Source organism: Pseudomonas sp. B414, assembly GCF_055408445.1.
Map to the genome: position 1 here is coordinate 17,944 of NZ_JBUZTQ010000011.1, position 19,164 is coordinate 37,107.

The 19,164-nt window shown below is 58.4% G+C and carries 18 protein-coding genes, 1 tRNA gene and 1 pseudogene; 14 read left to right on the top strand and 6 right to left on the bottom strand.

Annotation, left to right across the window (positions count from 1 at the left end; translation table 11 throughout):
- Positions 1-91 precede the first annotated feature (91 nt).
- Entirely contained in the window at positions 92-1,051 is a 960-nt protein-coding gene (gene punR / locus ACZRMH_RS11645; protein ID WP_464013498.1) for a DNA-binding transcriptional activator PunR, read from the top strand.
- Here punR and ACZRMH_RS11650 read toward each other — a convergent pair.
- Together ACZRMH_RS11650 and ACZRMH_RS11655 are read right to left on the bottom strand one after the other, a co-directional pair.
- On the bottom strand, positions 987-1,598 hold the full coding sequence (locus ACZRMH_RS11650; RefSeq protein ID WP_464013499.1) for a LysE family translocator: 612 nt from the start codon (positions 1,596-1,598) through the stop codon (positions 987-989). The two genes, punR and ACZRMH_RS11650, sit on opposite strands and share 65 nt — an antisense overlap.
- Before the next feature lie 226 nt (positions 1,599-1,824).
- Entirely contained in the window at positions 1,825-2,361 is a 537-nt protein-coding gene (locus ACZRMH_RS11655) for a DUF4174 domain-containing protein (RefSeq protein WP_464013500.1), read from the bottom strand.
- Positions 2,362-2,587: 226 nt separating this feature from the next.
- On the opposite strand from ACZRMH_RS11655, the gene ACZRMH_RS11660 reads away from it, so the two are divergent.
- Genes ACZRMH_RS11660 through ACZRMH_RS11670 form a run of 3 tightly spaced genes read left to right on the top strand, consistent with a single transcriptional unit; the run spans position 2,588 to position 4,490 of the window.
- Positions 2,588-3,127, top strand: coding sequence for a DUF3455 domain-containing protein (locus ACZRMH_RS11660; RefSeq protein ID WP_464013501.1), 540 nt, complete (start codon positions 2,588-2,590; stop codon positions 3,125-3,127).
- 50 nt (positions 3,128-3,177) lie between these two features.
- Positions 3,178-3,771 carry a sigma-70 family RNA polymerase sigma factor gene (locus ACZRMH_RS11665; protein ID WP_464013502.1) on the top strand — a complete coding sequence of 198 codons (594 nt, stop codon included), beginning with the start codon at positions 3,178-3,180 and terminating at the stop codon, positions 3,769-3,771.
- On the top strand, positions 3,768-4,490 hold the full coding sequence (locus tag ACZRMH_RS11670) for an anti-sigma factor (protein ID WP_464013503.1): 723 nt from the start codon (positions 3,768-3,770) through the stop codon (positions 4,488-4,490). The genes ACZRMH_RS11665 and ACZRMH_RS11670 overlap by 4 nt, the downstream gene beginning before the upstream one ends.
- On the opposite strand, the gene ACZRMH_RS11675 is transcribed toward ACZRMH_RS11670, so the two are convergent.
- Both ACZRMH_RS11675 and ACZRMH_RS11680 read right to left on the bottom strand, forming a co-directional pair.
- The gene (locus ACZRMH_RS11675) at positions 4,477-5,061 is read right to left on the bottom strand and encodes a DedA family protein (RefSeq protein WP_464013504.1); all 585 of its coding nucleotides are present in this window, start codon (positions 5,059-5,061) and stop codon (positions 4,477-4,479) included. The two genes, ACZRMH_RS11670 and ACZRMH_RS11675, sit on opposite strands and share 14 nt — an antisense overlap.
- 46 nt (positions 5,062-5,107) lie before the next feature.
- The gene (locus ACZRMH_RS11680; RefSeq protein WP_464013505.1) at positions 5,108-6,154 is read right to left on the bottom strand and encodes a DMT family transporter; all 1,047 of its coding nucleotides are present in this window, start codon (positions 6,152-6,154) and stop codon (positions 5,108-5,110) included.
- Between the two features lie 292 nt (positions 6,155-6,446).
- On the opposite strand from ACZRMH_RS11680, the gene ACZRMH_RS11685 reads away from it, so the two are divergent.
- The 5 genes and pseudogenes from ACZRMH_RS11685 (at position 6,447) to ACZRMH_RS11705 (ending at position 12,289) form a co-directional block, all read left to right on the top strand.
- A tRNA-Leu gene (locus tag ACZRMH_RS11685) sits at positions 6,447-6,533 on the top strand.
- A gap of 174 nt (positions 6,534-6,707) precedes the next feature.
- Positions 6,708-6,839, top strand: a pseudogene (locus ACZRMH_RS11690) (nitroreductase family protein); the annotation flags it as partial.
- A gap of 379 nt (positions 6,840-7,218) precedes the next feature.
- Positions 7,219-7,599 (top strand): type 1 fimbrial protein, encoded by a 381-nt coding sequence (locus ACZRMH_RS11695; protein ID WP_464013506.1) that lies wholly within the window; start codon positions 7,219-7,221, stop codon positions 7,597-7,599.
- Between the two features lie 736 nt (positions 7,600-8,335).
- Positions 8,336-10,780: a penicillin acylase family protein gene (locus ACZRMH_RS11700; RefSeq protein WP_464013507.1), complete on the top strand. Its 2,445-nt coding sequence runs from the start codon at positions 8,336-8,338 to the stop codon at positions 10,778-10,780.
- A 168-nt stretch (positions 10,781-10,948) separates the two neighbouring features.
- Positions 10,949-12,289: an OprD family outer membrane porin gene (locus tag ACZRMH_RS11705; RefSeq protein WP_464013508.1), complete on the top strand. Its 1,341-nt coding sequence runs from the start codon at positions 10,949-10,951 to the stop codon at positions 12,287-12,289.
- A 59-nt stretch (positions 12,290-12,348) separates the two neighbouring features.
- On the opposite strand, the gene paaX is transcribed toward ACZRMH_RS11705, so the two are convergent.
- Both paaX and paaY read right to left on the bottom strand, forming a co-directional pair.
- The gene (gene paaX / locus ACZRMH_RS11710) at positions 12,349-13,272 is read right to left on the bottom strand and encodes a phenylacetic acid degradation operon negative regulatory protein PaaX (protein WP_464013509.1); all 924 of its coding nucleotides are present in this window, start codon (positions 13,270-13,272) and stop codon (positions 12,349-12,351) included.
- A gap of 67 nt (positions 13,273-13,339) precedes the next feature.
- Entirely contained in the window at positions 13,340-13,936 is a 597-nt protein-coding gene (paaY, locus tag ACZRMH_RS11715; protein ID WP_464013510.1) for a phenylacetic acid degradation protein PaaY, read from the bottom strand.
- A 360-nt stretch (positions 13,937-14,296) separates the two neighbouring features.
- Here paaY and paaF point away from each other — a divergent pair, with 360 nt between their 5' ends.
- From paaF to pcaF, 5 genes are read left to right on the top strand one after another with little or no spacing between them, the layout of a single operon-like run.
- The gene (gene paaF / locus ACZRMH_RS11720) at positions 14,297-15,070 is read left to right on the top strand and encodes a 2,3-dehydroadipyl-CoA hydratase PaaF (protein ID WP_464013511.1); all 774 of its coding nucleotides are present in this window, start codon (positions 14,297-14,299) and stop codon (positions 15,068-15,070) included.
- A gap of 51 nt (positions 15,071-15,121) precedes the next feature.
- On the top strand, positions 15,122-15,913 hold the full coding sequence (paaG, locus tag ACZRMH_RS11725; protein ID WP_464013512.1) for a 2-(1,2-epoxy-1,2-dihydrophenyl)acetyl-CoA isomerase PaaG: 792 nt from the start codon (positions 15,122-15,124) through the stop codon (positions 15,911-15,913).
- 3 nt (positions 15,914-15,916) lie between these two features.
- Positions 15,917-17,434, top strand: a complete 1,518-nt coding sequence (gene paaH / locus ACZRMH_RS11730) for a 3-hydroxyacyl-CoA dehydrogenase PaaH (RefSeq protein WP_464013513.1) — start codon at positions 15,917-15,919, stop codon at positions 17,432-17,434.
- Entirely contained in the window at positions 17,427-17,876 is a 450-nt protein-coding gene (paaI, locus tag ACZRMH_RS11735) for a hydroxyphenylacetyl-CoA thioesterase PaaI (protein WP_464013514.1), read from the top strand. Before paaH ends, paaI begins: the two co-directional genes overlap by 8 nt.
- Positions 17,869-19,080 carry a 3-oxoadipyl-CoA thiolase gene (gene pcaF / locus ACZRMH_RS11740; protein ID WP_464013515.1) on the top strand — a complete coding sequence of 404 codons (1,212 nt, stop codon included), beginning with the start codon at positions 17,869-17,871 and terminating at the stop codon, positions 19,078-19,080. Before paaI ends, pcaF begins: the two co-directional genes overlap by 8 nt.
- The last annotated feature ends 84 nt before the right edge of the window (positions 19,081-19,164 follow it).

Sequence of the window (19,164 nt, forward strand, 5' to 3'; positions counted from 1 at the left end):
TTTGTTGACTGACGCGCATTATCCAGCTGAGGATTTGCTTGTGAAGCGATAATAATTGCCAACTGGCATCGAATTTTTTGAAGGCAAGCCCATGTGGTCTGAATACTCCCTGGATGTAATTGATGCAGTCGCCCGCCACGGCAGTTTCAGTGGTGCCGCCCAGGAACTGCACCGCGTACCCTCGGCCGTCAGCTATACCGTGCGCCAACTGGAGCAGTGGCTGGCAGTACCGCTGTTCGTACGCCGTCACCGGGATGTGGAACTGACGCCCGCCGGGCAGATGTTTGTCAAAGAAGCCCGCGATGTGATGAAAAAAATGCTCGGCACCCGCCGCCTCTGTCAGCAGGTGGCCAATGGCTGGAGCGGCCAGTTGCGCGTGGCCGTGGACTCGATCATCAAAAAGCCGCGCTGCCAGCAAATGGTCATCGACTTTTACCGGCATTTCCCCGATGTGGAGCTGATTGTTCAGTACGAGGTGTACAACGGTGTATGGGATGCACTGGTCGACGGACGCACCGATCTGGTTATCGGCGCTACTCGTGCGGTACCGGTGGCCGGCAGCTTTGCCTTTCGCGATATGGGTTTTCTGCACTGGTTGTGCGTGGCCAGCCCGCAGCATCCTCTGGCAGCCATTGGCGGGTTGCTCGGTGATGAGCATCTGCGCCCCTACCCCGCGCTGTGTATGGATGACACCTCGCGCAGCCTGCCCAAAAGGGACACCTGGACCCTGGATAACCAGCGCCGCATGATGGTGCCCGACTGGGCGTCCGGGCTGGCCTGTTTGAGCGACGGCCTGTGTGTCGGCATGGTGCCCGCCCATCTGGCCCAGCCGTTGATCGACCAGGGCCAACTGCTGGCGCTAAACCTGCAGCGACCCTTCCCGGCCAGCCCTTCGTGCATTGCCTGGGCGCAGAAAAATCATTCCCCGGCCATGAGCTGGCTATTGGAGTACCTGGGCGACACGCCAACCCTGAGCCAGGAATGGCTCAATGAGCATCAAACAGAATCGGATACAACGACAGCACCAGCAGAATCGCCATGGTCAGGTTGAATGCCAGCAGCCACTTGGGCTTGGTCAGCACACTGCGCAACGCACTGCCGCAACCTGCCCACACGCATACGCTGGGCAAGTTGATGATGGCGAAGACCAGGGCAATGATAAAAACGTTGGCGATATAACCCTGAGACGGCGTGTAAGTGGTGATTGCACCAATGGCCATCACCCATGCCTTGGGGTTGACCCATTGAAACGCCGCTGCGCCCCAAAAACCCAAAGGCTTGCCCTGGGCCGCATCCGACTCGGAAACCGGCCCGGAGGTGGCAACCTTCCAGGCCAGATACAGCAAGTACGCCGCCCCCAGATATCGCAGCACGGTATAGGCCATGGGCACGGCCTTGAATACACCCCCCAGCCCCAATCCAACCGCCAGTACCAGGAACATAAAGCCAAAGCTGATACCCAGAGCATGGGGGATGGTGCGCCTGAAGCCGAAATTGACTCCCGATGCCAGCAGCATGGTGTTATTGGGGCCGGGGGTGATGGATGAAACAAACGCAAAGAGCGCGAAGGCAGAGATCAGTTCAAGGGAGAACGGCATAAGGTTATCCGGCAGTCAGAGAGCAGTAGCTCCACCCTATCGGATTACCGTGCCGGCATTACGCTACAGATGGGCACTATTTTCACCACACACATTGGCGCGGGTTTGCGTTTTGACGACAAGGTTTTCACGGCACGTTCACATCATTGCGCCTAGATTGGACTCACTCCTTTAGTGAATCCCATTTAGGCCCGCTCCCCCAAGCGGGCCTTTTTTTGACCGCTATTCAGTCATCCAGGGCCTGAACCGCTTTTGCCGGTTTGCCTGGCTTGGCCGATTTGCCGGCAGCTGCGCCCTTGGCCGCTGCCTCCACAGCAACCGGTGCCTGGGTTTGCTTTTCGGCCGCGGGCAAAGCGTCAACGGTTTTAAACAGCTCGGCCAAGTCAACATCACCGACTGTCTCGACTTTCTTTTCACCATCCTTGCCGATCAGGATCACTTTGGCCTTGTCGATAATCATCCCCGGCTTGAGCCCGCGAATCAGCGACATCGTGCTCTGGGGTTCCAGGTCCTTGCCATCACGTTTGCCGGTAATACCGACAATCGTATAGAGCACCATATTGCGCTGTTCAAAAGCCTGCTTGTTGGCTGGATCCTCAAGCGCTTTCTTGAGATTGAGCAGCGTTGGGTCGGCGTCTGCACGGGCGACGATAACCAGCGGGCGAAACTTGCCGCGATCCTGTTCAAGTGGGTTGGGAACTTCGACGGCCTGCACTGTGCCAGTAACCAGCACAGTGGCAAGGATCAATAAACGGATAAACATCCAGATCTCCTTTTATTATCGGACCGGCTTCGCGAGCGAGTCGCCAATGCCTTGAAACCCTTGGCGTTGAGCCTGTATTTCAAAGCGTAGGCCAAGGGATCAGTCGCGCAACCGGGTTCCCGGACTTTGCCTTTCATGTTTATTTTTTGCAACTGCATCCAAATCCTTCGTCTGTGGGTAGTACCCGTAACAGCAGCGCGCTGTTATCCCATCAGGAGAAAGCAACATGAACGCAAAACGCTTGATCAGCCATGCCAGCCTGACACTTGCCGCCGCGATGCTGATGGCAGCCCCGGGCGCCTGGGCGCAGTCGAATTTGCCCGAAAACATTAGAGTTCCCGATGGCCACAAGATGGCGATGACGACAGTTGGTGTAGGCGAAATCACTTATGAATGCAAAGAAAAAGCCAATGCACCAGGGGAAATGGAGTGGTTTTTTGTAGGTCCAAAAGCCCAACTCAACGACACAAATGGTAAACAAGTAGGTACCTACTTTGGCCCACCTGCGACCTGGCAAGCCCTGGACGGTTCCAAAGTCACCGGCACCCAACTCGCCGTGGCTCCGGCCGGGGCTGGCAACCTGCCCTATCAATTGGTCAAGGCAAACCCGGCAGAGGGTAAAGGTGCCATGAACGGGGTCAGTTACATTCAGCGTGTGGCACTCAAGGGTGGTGTGGCACCTGCCAGCGACTGCACTGCCACCAACAAGGGCCAGCGCCAAGTAGTACCGTACCAGGCCGATTATATTTTCTGGGCCAGCCGCTAATGCGCTGCATCGTCTACGCTGCTTCGATGGAGCCCGGGCAATGACCGGAGATGTCCCATCTGCAACGGCGGAACACAGTGACGCTACCTGAGCCAATATTTGACTATGAAGCCTGCCTGCTTGCCTGCGCCCGCGGCGAGCAGCAGGCGCTGGTGGCCCTGTATGCGCAGGAAAGCGCACGCTTGCTCGGCGTCGCCAAACGCATTGCCCGCGACAACGCACTGGCCGAAGATATCGTGCATGACGCCTTTATCAAGATCTGGCTACGCGCCGCCAGCTTCGACCCTCAGCGCGGCTCTGCACGGGGCTGGATTTTCAGCCTGACCCGGCATCTGGCGCTGAACTTTATGCGCGACAGTCGCCTGGAAATTCAAGTCAGCGAAGACAGCGAGCAGGCATTGCAGCCGCTGGCCTCACTCGATGGTCGCCACCAGGCGCAAGATGCACTGGAATGGCGAAATGGCTCCGAGCGCATTTATGGCTGCCTTGAGCAACTCGACACGGCACGGCGATCCTGCATTGTGCATGCCTATGTTGACGGCTATACCCACGCCGAAATCGCCAGAAAACTAGATACCCCCCTGGGCACCGTAAAAGCCTGGATCAAACGCAGCCTGAGCGCCTTGCGCGAGTGCATGGGATGACTTTCAAACCTGACGACAACGGCCCGGACGATCTTGATGCAGTGGCGGGCGAATACGTGCTGGGCACTCTTGATGCGCAACAGCGACGCGAGCTTGAGCAACGCCTGCCCCGAGAACCCGACCTGCAGGCGGCGGTCGATCGCTGGGAAGCGCGACTGCTGCCCCTTAATGACCTTGCCCCAACACAAGCACCTTCTGCGCGACTGTGGCCGAGAATCGAGCGCAGCCTGAACGCATTGAGTACCCCTGCCCCGCAGCCTCAAGCCAGCACCTCCTGGTGGAACCTGTTGCCGTTGTGGCGTGGCCTGACCGCAGCAGGCCTGGCGGCAACACTGGCCCTGGGTTCTGTACTGTTGACTGCGACGCCAGCCATAGCGCCACCCGCCTACGTGGTGGTACTGGTAGCCCCACAAAATCAGGCGCCTGGCTGGGTTATCCAGGCCAGCAGCCGCGAGCAGATCCAGCTGATTCCACTGGGCATCGCGCAAGTGCCGAGCGACAAGGCCCTGGAGTTCTGGACCAAGGGCGATGACTGGGCCGGGCCAGTGTCATTGGGGCTGGTCAAGCCGGGGCAAGTGCTGTCGCTGCCACTGGATCGCCTGCCACCACTTGAGTCGAATCAACTCTTTGAGCTGACCCTGGAAGGCCCCAACGGCTCGGCAACTGGCAAACCGACAGGACCGATCCAGTTTATCGGCCGCGCCGTCAAAGTGATTTGACGGTTTTGCTCTTGGCCCTGTAATGACGGGCTACTGCCACGACCAGCATCAATGCAACCACCCCCAGGGCGATCGGCAAACGATACGGTTTAAGGTCGCCCAGCACGCCTTCCAGAAACTCCCCGGCCCAAAACCCGCCACTGGCAAACAGCGTTGCCCAAACAACTGCGCCCAGGGCATTGATACAGAGAAACTTCAGCGGTGAAACCTTGCTGGCACCGATCACCATAGGCCCGATCAATCGCATGCCGTACAAGAACCGCACCGAGAAAATCGACACCGTCGGATGTTGATTAATAAGCTGCGTCACTCGATCGATGGCGGCCTGCTGCCTGTGCAGGCGGGGCAACAGGCGAGCACCAAAATAACGCCCCAGCCAAAACAGCAACTGATCACCCAGCATCCCCGCCAGGCTGGCATAGCCAATCACCGGCAACAGCTTGAGCACATGTTGGTGCGCCGCCATCCCCCCCAGAATCAGGATGGTTTCACCTTCGAGCAAACAGCCGATAAAAATGGCCAGATAACCATAGGTTGCCAAAAGGTAATTGAAATCGATGTGTTCAAACATGCGCGATCCATAGCTCCATTCAATTCAGGTTGTACAACGCAGTGACTCAGTGCCGGTGGCGATGATGGATATCCGGGAAATGCGGGTGGTTATGGCTGATCACCGCATGCTGATGCGCATGGCTATGAGCCTTGCCCGCTGGCACATCCTCATCATGTTCATGCTGGTGATGTTCATCGTGGGTATGACGATGGACGTGCTCCAGCGGCTGATGCAAATGCTCATGCTCATGGCGCTCGGTAAGGTGCAGCCAGACCCCGAAAAGCATAAAGGCCGCTGCCAGCCAGAACAGCAACGATACCGACTCGCCCAGCACCACGATGGCAATCGCCGCGCCCAGAAAAGGTGCGGTCGAAAAGTACGCCCCGGTGCGCGCAGCACCCAGGCCGCGCAACGCCAGCACAAAAAGTACCAGGCTCACGCCGTAGCCTAAAAAGCCGATCAACAGGGTCGGGCTCAGCACCCCAAGTGCCGGGACCCTCGCCCCCAACGCCAGTGCAATCGCGCAGTTCACCAGCCCCGCGAACAGACCTTTGGCGCCTGCGATATACAGCGCATCAGAAGCGGACACCTTACGGGTCAGATTGTTGTCGACAGCCCAACAAAAACAGGCAAACGCCACCGCCAACGGCCCCAGCCAGGACAGCGACACCTGCGCTGGTGCTGCTGAAGGCCAGGACAACACAACCCCGCCAGCAATAATTGCCAGCATCCCCAGCACAATCCGCCGGTCTGCGTTTTCCTTGAACACCACCCACGCCAGCAGCGCAGTCAGTACGGGTTCGAGATTCAACATCAGCGAAGCGGTTGCGCCACTGGTGAGGGTTAAACCGTACATCAAGGCCACCGGCCCCAGGATCCCGCCAAACACAATGGCGCCGAGCAGCCAGGGCCACTCACTTGCACTCAGGCCCGAGCGCTTCCAGCCGCGATCGCGAAAACAACGCACCAGCAACAGCCCTACACCGCTGCCCAGATACAACAACCCGGCCAGCATCACCGGCGAGACTTCAGTGCCCAGCATCTTGGCCAATGGCGTGCTGGCCCCGAATAGCGCGGCGGCGGCCAAAGCGTAAATCACACTCGTATTCATCACACCCACTCATGTCTCAGCTGTGCAAGCAGCCTAGCCTACGCCGGAATACGCGCCGCAGCAGCGCTGAAAATGCCCCTGCATAAAGCGGCCAGAAACCCGGGCGGCTACATATATCTATGATTTCTCGACGGTTTTACACAGCCAGCAGGTAAAAAAATGTACCAAAATGGACGTTATCGAACTTGCCTCAGAGGCGCAGGCTCTATATATTCGTCCACCTGTCACGCAGGCACTTGAGTACTTTGCTCCTGAAAGCACCTTCCTTCGTGACCCGCTTTACAGCGCTACCGCCCGAATGGCGAAATTGGTAGACGCATGGGACTTAAAATCCCCCGTTCGTAAGGACGTGCCGGTTCGATTCCGGCTTCGGGCACCAAACAAATCAAGGGCTTGCATGAGATTCTTCGTGCAGGCCCTTAGTTTTTTGCACCGCAAAAATTCAGACCGCTCCGCAATTCTGTTTTAACCCCTGCCCTGGCGTCCTGCCAACGCACCGAAAATTCAAGACACCCAACCGCAGACTAACAATGTCACTGAAAAAGTCACTACAGCCGTTGCAGACGCGTTCCTGTTCGACTCGGGGCAAATTCCGGTGATGCTGCTGACCGTTGGTTACCTTGGCACTGCAAACTGGCCACAAAAACCTTGCAAAGCTGTTCAAGACGTCTTGGCTTTTGTTTGATCTCTATAGCGCGTTTCGTAAAGACTGAGAGCCTGCTCCGCTCCCCCCTATACCAAAATATTTATCAAGTTTCTGAAACAGAAGCGAATCAGGCAAAAACCCAAGCCATTGTTTTCAACCATCAGTTATCTGCACGGGTATGCAAAACATTCCCCCACACACAATCAGAGTCTTGTTTTAACAAAAACTTATTAAGGGCATTCACTATAAATTGAATACCAAGATAGCCAGAAGTCAACCAACACCAACCCTCCCCTTGTTATTTTTCCCCAGGATGAGCGTTTTACCGCAGTAATCACGAAAAATCTCAGTTTGCACTTGAGCAAACCGGCTCCATCTACAATGGTTAAGACACAATATTTACCGTGGGAATTTGAATATGAACCAGAAAATATTGACCACAGGCCATTTCGTTTTATTGTTCAATTTGATCGGGACATGTTACGCCGCCCCCCCACTGGTGTCAGGCGTTATTCACTTTAGCGGTAGTATTGTCGAGGCGACTTGCACGCATTCAAGGCAATTGAACATTGTAAAACTGTCTAATTGCCCACAAGTCGTTTCTGACCGGGATGTTTATGGTCAGGTCGTCGCAACAGTTCAAGGCGTCGGCGCCAGCAATCATCAGCAAGCCAGCCTGAAGCGGGTCGATGCCAACCCGTTAGCGGCGAAAAAGCCCGAGCAAAGTTATGCCTTGGTTACCCCATCAGGCCATCCTATAGCGTCTGGCTCTTACGTTATTACAATAACGAATAGATAGACTCGACTATCAATAAAAGCGCCCTTCTAACTACAAATAGTTTCGTTGCTGGCCCCGCCAAAGACGGGATTTCGACAAGATGGCCCCTGCACGAACCCTCGGCGATCATAAAACCCGGCTTCAACGACACCGATACTGCGCTCCATGGCCTTAACACGCAGGACAATGTGATCAATATACTGAACTTCGAAAACCGACATTCAATCGTCTCCTGGGGCAGAAGGCGCACCTGCGCTTGCAAGTGCTTCACCGATCGGCAATCAACAAGGAGCAACGCTACGCTCTGGTACTCCCTCGGGGCATACTATAGCGTCAGGTTATAATGCTCTTAGCACAACTAACCCAACGCCTCGAAAACAAAGCAAAACCATCTATTGTCTTGTAATGTTTTTTATTCAGCTCATATGAATATTCAGTGATTGCTGCTTGAGCAGTACAAGAATAATGAATCGCACAGGTCACGCAGCCAGGGACGCTTGCCCTATCAAGTCCTGAGAAAAATTTTCAATCAACCACAAACAGATCAAGCCGCTGCACAGCCATGCCTTCCCAGGCGATCCTCCAAACGACCTCCCCCCCCCCGCCCCCCACCTTGATGCCCTGCGTCGACCATTCGCGCGCGCCATACCAAGATCACCCAGTGGGGCGGGCATTTGACGGCCGTCGCGCACAAGTGATACCTTTTTATCCAGCAAAAATATATTTGCGTATCGAATAATAACAATCAGAGGATTCCATGAGATCTCTCCTGTCGCCCCGCCTTGCCATGCCGCTGTGTGCCGTCCTTGTTCTGGGGGCTCCCCTTGTTCCCGCTCAGGCTGGCGATGTCACGATCAAGCGTGATGAGTACGGTACGGCTCACGTCTACGCCAATGAGGTGTATGGCGTGTTCTACGGCTATGGCTATGCCATCGCGCAAGATCGCCTGTATCAGCTGGAAATGTCCCGGCGCAGCACCCAGGGCCAGGTGGCGCAGGCCCTAGGCAAGGATTACGTAAGCTTCGATATCGGCATTCGCAAAAACTACTCGCCGCAAAACATCAAGGCTCAGCTGGCTAAGTTGCCCAAGGCTGACAGGGATATTCTCGAAGGCTATGCCCAGGGCATCAATAAATGGCTGGATGAGATCGACCGTAGTCCGGGTACGCTGATGCCCAAACAGTTTATCGACAATGGTTTCAGCCCACAGCGCTGGACCTCTTTCGACGTGGCGATGGTGTTTATTGGCTCAATGATCAATCGCTTCGGCGACTATAACTCCGAGCTGCAAAACCAGCAGTTGCTGGAAGGGTTGATCAAGCTGAACGGGCAGGCAAATGGCAAAGCCATCTTCGACAAGCTGCTGGCCGTCGATAACCCGGACGCCCCCACCACGATTCCCAAGGGCGAGTGGCAACCGTCTCTGCGCGATGGGGCCTATGTACCGGCGAAAACCCCGGTTGCCGCGCAGCAACCGCTCAAACCGTTGCAATTACTCGCGCTCAACGAGCCGCCTGCGCCCTGGGGAGCCCCCAGGGAGCGGGCCTTCAGCAATATCATCGTGCTCGGCGGGCAAAAGTCCAGGGATGCCAGGGCGATCCTTATCAATGGCCCGCAGTTCGGCTTCTTCCAGCCCGCCTACACCTACTCGATCGGCTTGCACGGTGCCGGTTATGACGCCGTAGGCAATAGCCCGTTCGGCTACCCGATGGTCGAGTTCGGCTATAACAAGGACATTACCTGGGGCAGTACCTGGGGCGCAGGCGACAACGTCGACCTGTATCGCCTCGAACTGAATCCGAAAAACCCTGAACAATATCTCTACCAAGGGCGCTATCGCCCCTTTGAGAAACGCGTCGAAAGCGTCGATATCAAGGGTGAAAAAAGCCAGCAGATCACGGTATACCGCAGCGTTCAGGGCGCCGTTGTCGAGTACCAGCCAGAAGCTGGCGTTGCTTATGCCAAACGTCGCGGCTGGGAAGGCGAGGAAGTCGCGACCCTGATGAGCTGGAACAAGGTCAGCAAAGCGAAAAACCACGAGCAATGGGGCAATCAGGTCCAGCATTCGGCCATCAACGTCAATTGGTACTACGCCGACAATCAGGGCAATATCGGCTACGCCCTCGGCGGGCGCTATCCGGTGCGTGTGCAAGGTCACGACAGCCGTTTGCCGGTGTCGGGCAACGGTGACTTCGAGTGGCAGGGCTTTATGCCGTTTGCCACCAACCCGCAAGTCTACAACCCGAAAACGGGTTACATCGCCAACTGGAACAACCGCCCTGCCGAAGGTTTTCCAAGCCCGGATCAATGGTGGTATTCCTGGAACAACGCTGACCGTATCCAGACGCTGTTCACCCGTCTCGACAGCCGCCCCGCCTTCACCCCTGACCAGGCCTGGAACCTGATGATGGAGGCCGGTTTTGAAGACCCGAATGCACGGTTCTTTGTACCGCGCCTGGTCAAGGCCGCCGGGCAAAGCGACCAGCCAAAAGTGCGGGAAGCGGCTGCCATCCTTGCCAAATGGGATTACCAGGAACTCGATAGCGACGCTGACGGGCGCTATGACTCGGCCGCCACCCCCATTTTCCGCGCCTGGCTCAAGCATATGCTGACGCTGTCGCTGGGTGACGTGTTGCCCAAGGAGCAAGCTGATCTGTTTCTCGCCAGCGGGCACTTCAAACCGGGCAGCAGCACGCCAGGCAGCCAGAATATCAACGTCGGCACCAAGGTCATGCATCAGGCGATGATCGCCACCGCCGCCGAGAAAGCCAACGGTTTCGACCTGTTCCAGGGCAAGGATGTCGATGCCCTGATGCTCAAGGCCTTGCAGCTGAGTATCGATGAACTGAGTGCGGAGCAAGGGCCGCAGGTTGCCAGTTGGCGCACCGGGATTGCCCACACCACTTACGCCGCGAAGAACTTCCTGGGTATCCCCCAGGCGGGTGAAAAGGAACAAATGAGCAACCGCCTGGCGATGAACCGCGGCACTGAAAACAACCTCACCGTGTTTACCGGCGATGGCGTGCAAGGTTTTGAAGTCGTCGCACCCGGGCAATCAGGCTTTATAGCACCAGACGGTAGCCGCTCCAGACACTTCGACGACCAATTGGCCCTCTACGGTGACCTGAAAAACAAACGCACCTGGCTGACAGCCGAAGATATCGAAGCCCATACAGTCGACAGACAAACCCTTAGCTACTAAGCGCAAAGCTGTTCACTCAAGTGTGGGAGCGGGCTTGCTCCCACACTTGAGTTGTACTGGTAGTAAGCAAGCAACGTCGACCCCCTCCTGATTGATCACTATCGCCTTGCCCCATGCGCAAGGCGTGGGTGCGCCTCACAAAAACAATAAAAACAAAGGAAGCAAGTCATGCATAGCGTTCGTTCGACCCCAGTGGCCGCAGGGCTTTGTGCTGTATTTTTTTTGATTCCGCCCCCGGCTGTGGCCACAGAAGCGGGTTTTATCGAGGACAGCTCCCTGACCCTCAACACCCGCCAGTGGTACTCACACGAAATCGGCCGCAAGGGCACCTACTATCAGGCTCATACATCCGACGGACTACGCGCTGTCCGTGACCGCACCGCGTGGGTTCAGGGCTTCAAGCTGGACTATATTTCCGGTTTGACTCAGGGCACGGTCGGTTTTGGCCTTGATCTGTCCCTGTATTGCGCCGTTGCACTTGAACGCAGCAAACTGGCCACCGCTGGCGGGAGCAATCGCCTGCTGGTCAACAAGGATGGTGATGTGGTGGATGACTGGAGCAAGGTCGGTATTGCAGCGCTCAAATTCAAAATCTCTGACACATTGCTCAAGGTTGGCAGACAGCAGGTCAAAACACCGGTCATGGGCTATTCCGATACAAGAACACTACCTGCTTCATTCGATGGCGTGTCACTTGAAAGTCATGATATTCAAGGCCTGGTCATCAAGTCCGGTTACTTCGACAAGGCCACACCCCGCACGGGTGCCGGCAGCCAGGACCTGACTCCCAGTTTCGGATCGCGCCGGGTTGTCAGTGACTGGGTGGCTTACACCGGTGCCGATTACCTGGCCACCAGCGGCTGGCGCGCCAGTGCCTATGCCTCCCGCTTCGAAGATATCTGGGATCGCGAATATGTCGGGCTGGGGCAGCAATACCGTTGGGACGAGGTCAGCGCGGACCTGCAGTTCGACTTCTACAACACCCGGTCGAGCGGGCGCGAAGTGGCCGGTAAAATCGACCAGCAAGCCTATGGCCTGAGTTTTTCGCCGAAATACAAAAACCATACCCTGAAGTTTGGCTTGCAGCAGATCAAGGGCGATGAGTATTTCGATTATGTCGGCGAAACCAATGCGATCAACCTGCCCAACACCCAGCTGTCGTTCTACAACGGACCGAACGAACGCTCATTCCAGATCAACTACACCAACGATTTCACCGCCTATGGCGTGCCGGGGTTCAAGACTCTGCTCTGGTATGTCAAAGGCTGGGGCATCGATGGCACTCACTATGACGGCGGCAGTAATGGCATCTATTCGTCCGTACTCAAGCAGAGTGACGAAAGCCACTATGAGGTCGGGGCTTACGCCAGCTATGTCATACAGTCCGGTGATTGGAAGGGGGCCAGTGTGTTCAGTGGCTATGCCTGGCATCGTGCCAGCGAGTATCAGGCGGAAGGCAACATTGAAGAGTTCCGGCTGATTATCAACGTGCCCTTCAAGATACTGTAAACCCGTGGGGCGTCACTGAAGAACCCGTGTGAGGTAAAGCCCCACACGGGTATGACGGGTTACTTGAGCCCGCCAAAGCGTCGATAAAAGCTTTCGCCAACGTCCGGCAACGGCCCGTCGGCGGTTTCCAGTGCGCTATTGAGCCATTCCTCGGCCTTGGCGTAGATCAATCGATAAATATTGCGGCACAACTGGCGTGCAGCGCGGCCTTCCCAGTCGCCGGGCAATAGCTCGTCCGGTAATTGCGGGTCACGCAACAGCAGTTTGCGGTATTCATGAATCAGCAGGGTTCGCGCCAGAAAGCACTCGCACGGTTGCAGGTGTTCCTGCTCACGCAGCGCTTGCCAGAGCGGCCGAAACAGCTGGATAAACTCGCTGTAATGGGTCGCCAGTTCTTCAATATTCCAGCTCTCGCGCACCTGCAGGCGCAGGGCCTTGGAGCTCAGGACATCCTGGGCAGTGGTTTCAAAGACAATGGTTTCTTCCAGAACGCCAAGGTCGAGCAGCGTCGCATTAACATCGGACCGGTCGCTGCGCGGGCAAGCCAGCACGACAGGCGAGATGGCACCAAAACCCTGCCACTCCAGCTCTTCGCGCACTTGCTTACGCTTGTCCTGGGTCAACTGCGTCAGCATGACCAGGCACCATGACCCGTCCCACGCGGGCACGTTGGAGCTGTAAACCCGTTTGAACGCCTTGTCGAAACGCCGCCGTCCAGCCCCGGTCAGGCTGTAGTAACTGCGCCGGCCGACTTTCTCGGCACTCAACCAGCCCTCTTTGGTCAGGCGAAAGATCGACGTGCGGATCAGCCGCTCATTGATGCCAACAGGCTCGAGCAACTGGATCAGGCTGCCCAGCCAGACTGTGCCGCCGTGGGGCTCGATCGCATCGCCATACAGGGTAATGATCAGCGAGCTGGCGCGGATCGGCGTCTGCTCCTGAAAGCGCGTGACCAGTGAGTTCAACGGTGCAAGGGACGTCATGGGCGTACCGGGTTGAAAAAAGAAAAGGAATATACCGAATGTGCCCGTGTGGGGGCGAGCCTGGTGTTCACCGGGCAGTGCCCTTGGGCCGCAAACCGCTATCGCTGATGCGTGGGCGATCGACTTCGACTTCGCTGAGCGGCTCGCACAGTTGCATTTGCTCAAGGCAACGCTGGGCCAATTGCTGATACTCGCGGGTACCTGCCTGCTTCCACGCCACCTCTTCATCGCTGAGGTCGCGCTTGACGCTGGCCGGGGCCCCCATCACCAGGGACTGCTGCGGACACTCGAAACCTGCCTTGACGAAAGCCGCCGCCGAAACAAATGAGCGCGCGCCAATCTGCGCACGGTCCATGACCACGGCATTCATGCCGACCAGCGCATCGGCACCGATGCGGCAGCCATGCAATACGGCGCCATGGCCGATATGGCCGTTACGCTCAACCACGGTGTCGCTGTCGGGGAAGCCGTGCATCACGCAGGTGTCCTGCAGGTTAGCGCCCTCCTCCAGCACGATACGGCCAAAATCCCCACGCAAACTGGCCAGCGGCCCGACGTAGCAACGGGGGCCGACAATCACGTCGCCGATCAGGACTGCAGACGGATGCACATAGGCTGTGGGATCTACCACCGGGGTCAAACCATCGAGGCTGTAGCAAGTCATTGCAGGTTCCTTGAAAGAGCACACAGAAAGCGATGCGATATTTACATGTTTTTGTATCACATCACTTTTTTATGAGCAAATGCAAAAAACCGTATCACTTAGCCAGCTAGCGTTATGAAGACCCGAAAACACTCAAATACAAGCCTTTAAGGCTAACAAATTCGGGGATTCAGCTAATGATCATAACCTTCTTGAATCTTCCCGGGCGGATCAATACACCAACAACAGGACACATTAATTTATGTTTTGAATTGCTTTTGTGTATCGCATTGTAGGTATACTCAGGCCAAACCGGCCCATCTGGCCGATCCAATAATAAGCCGGCCTTGCAGCCGAGCGTGCACCGTGAGGGCATCTGCCATGCCTCTAACCCTTGCTGTCGAGTTCCTTGAACCTGGCGTGCGCCTGATTACCCTGCAGCGCCCCCAGGCGCTGAATGCCCTGACCACGCAATTGCTCAGTGAGCTGGCGGATGAACTCAACGCCGCACAAGGCGATCCCGATACCCGCGTGGTGGTCCTGACCGGTAGCCGCAAAGCCTTTGCAGCCGGTGCCGACATCAAGGAAATGGCCGAACGCAACCTGGTCGGCATTCTCGACGACCCGCGCCAGGCGTCCTGGCAAACCATCACCCGTTTCAGCAAGCCCCTGATCGCTGCCGTCAACGGCTTTGCCCTGGGCGGCGGCTGCGAATTGGCCATGCACGCCGACATCATCATTGCCGGCGAAGACGCACGCTTCGGTCAGCCGGAAATCAACCTCGGGATCATGCCCGGTGCGGGCGGCACCCAACGTCTGCTGCGCGCTGTGGGTAAATCCATGGCGATGCAGATGGTCCTCACCGGCGAGCCTATCGACGCCCGCCAGGCTCAACGCGCTGGGCTGGTCAGTGAAGTGACCCAGCCGGAACTCACCGTCGAACGCGCCCTGCAGGTTGCCCGCAACATTGCTGCCAAGGCACCACTGGCGGTGCGCCTGGCCAAGGAAGCGCTGCTCAAGGCGATGGACACCGACCTGGCCAGCGGCCTGCGTTTCGAGCGTCACGCCTTCACCGTACTGGCAGGCACCCGCGACCGCGATGAAGGCATACGGGCCTTTCAGGAAAAACGCACGGCGGTTTTCACCGGGCAGTAACCGGGCCTTGAGCCTGCGAATTCGAACGACCTTTCAGAGAGCGCCATCAGCATGAACTTTGAACATATCCTGTTTTCCATCGACGCAGGCGTCGCCCTGCTCAGCCTCAATCGACCCGAGCAACTCAACAGCTTCAACGTGCAGATGCATGGCGAGGTCAAGGAAGCGCTAAAACAGGTGCGCCAGAATCCGGCCGTGCGGGTATTGCTGCTCACGGGCGAAGGTCGCGGTTTCTGTGCCGGCCAGGACCTCAGCGACCGCACGGTCGCGCCGGGTAGCACGGCGCCGGACCTGGGCGAGTCGATCGAGACCTTCTACAACCCGCTGATCCGCCAGCTGCGCGACCTGCCAATGCCGGTCATCTGCGCGGTCAACGGCGTAGCCGCTGGTGCCGGCGCCAATATTCCCCTGGTCTGCGATCTGGTCCTGGCCGCGCGTTCTGCCAGCTTTATCCAGGCCTTCTGCAAAATTGGTCTGATCCCCGATTCCGGCGGCACCTGGACCCTGCCACGGCTGGTGGGCATGGCCCGGGCCAAGGCGCTGGCCTTGCTGGGCAATCGCCTGTCTGCCGAACAGGCCGAGCAATGGGGCCTGATCTACCGCTGCGTCGACGACGCCGAGCTGCGTGATGAAGCCCTGACCCTGGCCCGCCATCTCGCTACCCAGCCCACCTACGGCCTGGCGCTGATCAAACGCAGCCTCAATGCCAGCCTGAACAACAGTTTTGACCAGCAGCTTGAGCTGGAGCGCGACCTGCAACGCCTGGCCGGGCGCAGCGAAGATTACCGTGAGGGCATCAGCGCCTTTATGGAAAAACGCAGCCCAAGTTTCAAGGGGCGCTGAGACATGACCGCACTGAACACCAACGCACGCATCGCCGTGATTGGCGCTGGCGCCATGGGTGCCGGGATTGCCCAGGTCGCGGCACAGGCCGGCCATACCGTGTTGTTGCTGGACAACCGCCCTGGGGCTGCAGCTCAAGCCATCGAAGGCATTGACCGGCAACTGGGCAAGCGTGTCGCTAAAGGCAAACTCTCGGCCCAGGAGCACTCCTCGACGGTGGCACGGCTGCAGGCCGTGGAAAATATCCAGGCGCTGGCCGATTGCGCGCTGGTTATCGAAGCCATTGTCGAGAACCTGCAAGCCAAACGCGACCTGTTCCGCCTGCTGGAAAGCATCTGCTCCGAGCAGTGCATTCTGGCCAGCAACACCTCCTCGCTGTCGATCACCAGCATCGCCGCGCAACTCAATCACCCGCAACGCGTACTTGGCCTGCACTTCTTCAATCCGGCGCCGGTCATGGCGCTGGTTGAAATCGTTTCAGGCCTGGCCAGCGACCCGGCCTTGGCCGAATGCCTGTACCACACCGCGCGTGCATGGGGCAAAAAACCGGTACATACGCGCTCCACACCGGGGTTTATCGTCAATCGCGTTGCCCGCCCGTTTTATGCCGAAAGCCTGCGCCTGCTGCAGGAAGGCTGCGCCGACTGCCCGACCCTGGATGCGCTGATGCGTGACGCGGGCGGCTTTGCCATGGGCGCTTTCGAGCTGACCGACCTGATCGGCCATGACGTCAACTATGCCGTGACCTGCTCGGTGTTCGAGGCTTATTACGGCGATACCCGCTTCCTGCCCTCGTTGATCCAGAAGGAACTGGTGGACGCCGCACGCCTGGGGCGCAAAAGCGGCCAGGGCTTTTATAGCTATGCCGTGGGTGCCGAGCGCCCACAGGCCGCGACCCTCATCAGCGAGCAAAGGGTCACTGCCTGTGTAGTGGAAGGTGATCTGGGCATCGCCGCGGGCCTGATTGCACGCCTGCATGAGCAGCAGATTGAAATCATTCAACGCGATGGCCGCGGCCTGCTGCGTGTCGGTGATGCCGTACTGGCCCTGAGCGACGGGCGTATGGCCTGCCAGCGTGCCCGGGACGAGGGCCTGCGCAATCTGATCCTGCTGGATCTGGCTTGCGACTACGGTACCGCCAGCCGGCTCGCCATCAGTTACGCAGCCGGTATTGAGCCTCTGGCTCTGGCCCAAGGCGTTGCCCTGCTGCAACAGGCCGGCTTGCAGGTCAGCCAGCTCAGCGACAGCCCGGCCCTGGCTGTGCTGCGCACCGTGGCGATGCTCGCCAATGAAGCCGCCGATGCCCTGCTGCAAGGCGTGGCCTCAGCCGCCGATATCGACCTGGCAATGCGTGCCGGGGTCAATTACCCCCTGGGCCCGCTGGCCTGGGCCGATGCCATCGGGCTGGGTCATATCCTTGCCACCCTGGAAAACCTGCACGCCAGTTACGGTGAAGAACGCTACCGGCCATCGTTGCTGCTGCGCCGCCGTGCCGCCGAAGGGAGAACGTTTCATGACTGATTTTCACACCACTGATCTGGCCAGGCGCTGCGCAGAGGCCATGTTCGAACGCGACAACGCCAGCAAGGCCATGGGCATGCGCCTGCTCTCGGCGGGACCGGGCAGCGCCCGGGTCGAGATGAACGTGCGCGTCGACATGATCCAGGGCCACGGCACATGCCACGGCGGTTACCTGTTCGCCCTCGCCGACTCGGCCTTTGCCCTGGCCTGCAACAGCTACAACGAAGCCACCGTGGCCATCGGCTGCAGCATCGACTACATCGCCCCGGCACGTGCGGGTGACACTTTGAGCGCCGTCTGCATTGAGCAGAGCCGTTCCGGGCGCACCGGTAACTATGACGTGCGGATTGAAAACCACCAGGGCCAGTTGATCGCCCTGTTCCATGGCAAGTCCTACAAAGTGCGCGGCTCAGTGCTGACGCAGGAGACCCCGAATGAATGACGCCCTGATCATCGATGCGGTGCGCACCCCGATTGGCCGCTACGCCGGCGCCCTGAGTAGCGTTCGTGCCGACGACCTCGGCGCAGTGCCCCTGCGTGAACTGCTGCGCCGCCACCCGCAGGTCGATTGGAGTACCGTCGATGATGTGATCTACGGCTGCGCCAACCAGGCCGGTGAAGACAACCGTAACGTCGCGCGCATGTCGGCCCTGCTGGCCGGGTTGCCGGTCAGCGTGCCGGGTACCACCCTCAACCGCCTGTGCGGTTCCGGGCTGGATGCTGTCGGCAGCGCCGCCCGGGCGATTCGCTGCGCTGAGGCCGGGCTGATGCTGGTGGGTGGCGTGGAGTCGATGTCCCGCGCCCCGCTGGTGATGGGCAAGGCCGAGCAGGCGTTCTCCCGGCAGGCAGAGATTTACGACACCACCATTGGCTGGCGCTTTATCAACCCGCTGATGCAAAAAGCCTTCGGTATCGACTCCATGCCCGAGACTGCCGAGAACGTCGCCGAGCAGTTCAATATCTCCCGCGCCGACCAGGACGCCTTTGCCCTGCGCAGTCAGCAACGCGCCGCTGCAGCCCAGGCCAACGGACGTTTGGCCCGGGAAATCGTCGCGGTACAGATCCCCCAGCGCAAAGGCCCGGCGAAAATTGTCGAGCACGATGAACACCCCCGCGGTGACACCACCCTTGAGCAGTTGCAGAAACTGGGCACGCCGTTTCGCGAAGGCGGCAGCATCACCGCTGGCAATGCATCCGGGGTCAATGACGGCGCTTGTGCGCTGTTACTGGCCAGCCGCGAAGTTGCCAGGCGTTACGGGCTCAAAGCCCGCGGCCGGGTCGTGGCCATGGCCACTGCGGGCGTAGAACCGCGCATCATGGGCATCGGCCCGGTACCGGCCACCCGCAAGGTGCTGGAGCTAGCCAACCTGAGCCTGGCCGACATGGACGTAATCGAACTCAATGAAGCATTTGCCGCCCAGGGCCTGGCGGTATTACGCGAGCTTGGCTTGAGCGATACCGACTCACGGGTCAACCCCAACGGCGGCGCCATTGCCCTCGGTCATCCGCTGGGCATGAGCGGCGCACGGCTGGTGACCACCGCCCTGCATGAACTGGAGGAGCGTCAGGGCCGCTATGCCCTGTGCACCATGTGCATCGGCGTGGGCCAGGGCATTGCGTTGATTATTGAACGCCTGCCCGACTAAACAATCGCGATTCCCAGGGAGCCGAGAGGTATCCTTGGGGCATGCACTCAACGCCCTGCTTCGGCCGGGCTGAAACATAAAAAC

What these genes read in the sequence shown, in the direction of transcription:
- punR (WP_464013498.1), top strand. Translation starts at nt 92, where the DNA reads ATGTGGTCTGAATACTCCCTGGATGTAATTGATGCAGTCGCCCGCCAC.
- ACZRMH_RS11650 (WP_464013499.1), bottom strand. Translation starts at nt 1,598, where the DNA reads ATGCCGTTCTCCCTTGAACTGATCTCTGCCTTCGCGCTCTTTGCGTTT.
- ACZRMH_RS11655 (WP_464013500.1), bottom strand. Translation starts at nt 2,361, where the DNA reads ATGTTTATCCGTTTATTGATCCTTGCCACTGTGCTGGTTACTGGCACA.
- ACZRMH_RS11660 (WP_464013501.1), top strand. Translation starts at nt 2,588, where the DNA reads ATGAACGCAAAACGCTTGATCAGCCATGCCAGCCTGACACTTGCCGCC.
- ACZRMH_RS11665 (WP_464013502.1), top strand. Translation starts at nt 3,178, where the DNA reads ATGTCCCATCTGCAACGGCGGAACACAGTGACGCTACCTGAGCCAATA.
- ACZRMH_RS11670 (WP_464013503.1), top strand. Translation starts at nt 3,768, where the DNA reads ATGACTTTCAAACCTGACGACAACGGCCCGGACGATCTTGATGCAGTG.
- ACZRMH_RS11675 (WP_464013504.1), bottom strand. Translation starts at nt 5,061, where the DNA reads ATGTTTGAACACATCGATTTCAATTACCTTTTGGCAACCTATGGTTAT.
- ACZRMH_RS11680 (WP_464013505.1), bottom strand. Translation starts at nt 6,154, where the DNA reads ATGAATACGAGTGTGATTTACGCTTTGGCCGCCGCCGCGCTATTCGGG.
- ACZRMH_RS11695 (WP_464013506.1), top strand. Translation starts at nt 7,219, where the DNA reads ATGAACCAGAAAATATTGACCACAGGCCATTTCGTTTTATTGTTCAAT.
- ACZRMH_RS11700 (WP_464013507.1), top strand. Translation starts at nt 8,336, where the DNA reads ATGAGATCTCTCCTGTCGCCCCGCCTTGCCATGCCGCTGTGTGCCGTC.
- ACZRMH_RS11705 (WP_464013508.1), top strand. Translation starts at nt 10,949, where the DNA reads ATGCATAGCGTTCGTTCGACCCCAGTGGCCGCAGGGCTTTGTGCTGTA.
- paaX (WP_464013509.1), bottom strand. Translation starts at nt 13,272, where the DNA reads ATGACGTCCCTTGCACCGTTGAACTCACTGGTCACGCGCTTTCAGGAG.
- paaY (WP_464013510.1), bottom strand. Translation starts at nt 13,936, where the DNA reads ATGACTTGCTACAGCCTCGATGGTTTGACCCCGGTGGTAGATCCCACA.
- paaF (WP_464013511.1), top strand. Translation starts at nt 14,297, where the DNA reads ATGCCTCTAACCCTTGCTGTCGAGTTCCTTGAACCTGGCGTGCGCCTG.
- paaG (WP_464013512.1), top strand. Translation starts at nt 15,122, where the DNA reads ATGAACTTTGAACATATCCTGTTTTCCATCGACGCAGGCGTCGCCCTG.
- paaH (WP_464013513.1), top strand. Translation starts at nt 15,917, where the DNA reads ATGACCGCACTGAACACCAACGCACGCATCGCCGTGATTGGCGCTGGC.
- paaI (WP_464013514.1), top strand. Translation starts at nt 17,427, where the DNA reads ATGACTGATTTTCACACCACTGATCTGGCCAGGCGCTGCGCAGAGGCC.
- pcaF (WP_464013515.1), top strand. Translation starts at nt 17,869, where the DNA reads ATGAATGACGCCCTGATCATCGATGCGGTGCGCACCCCGATTGGCCGC.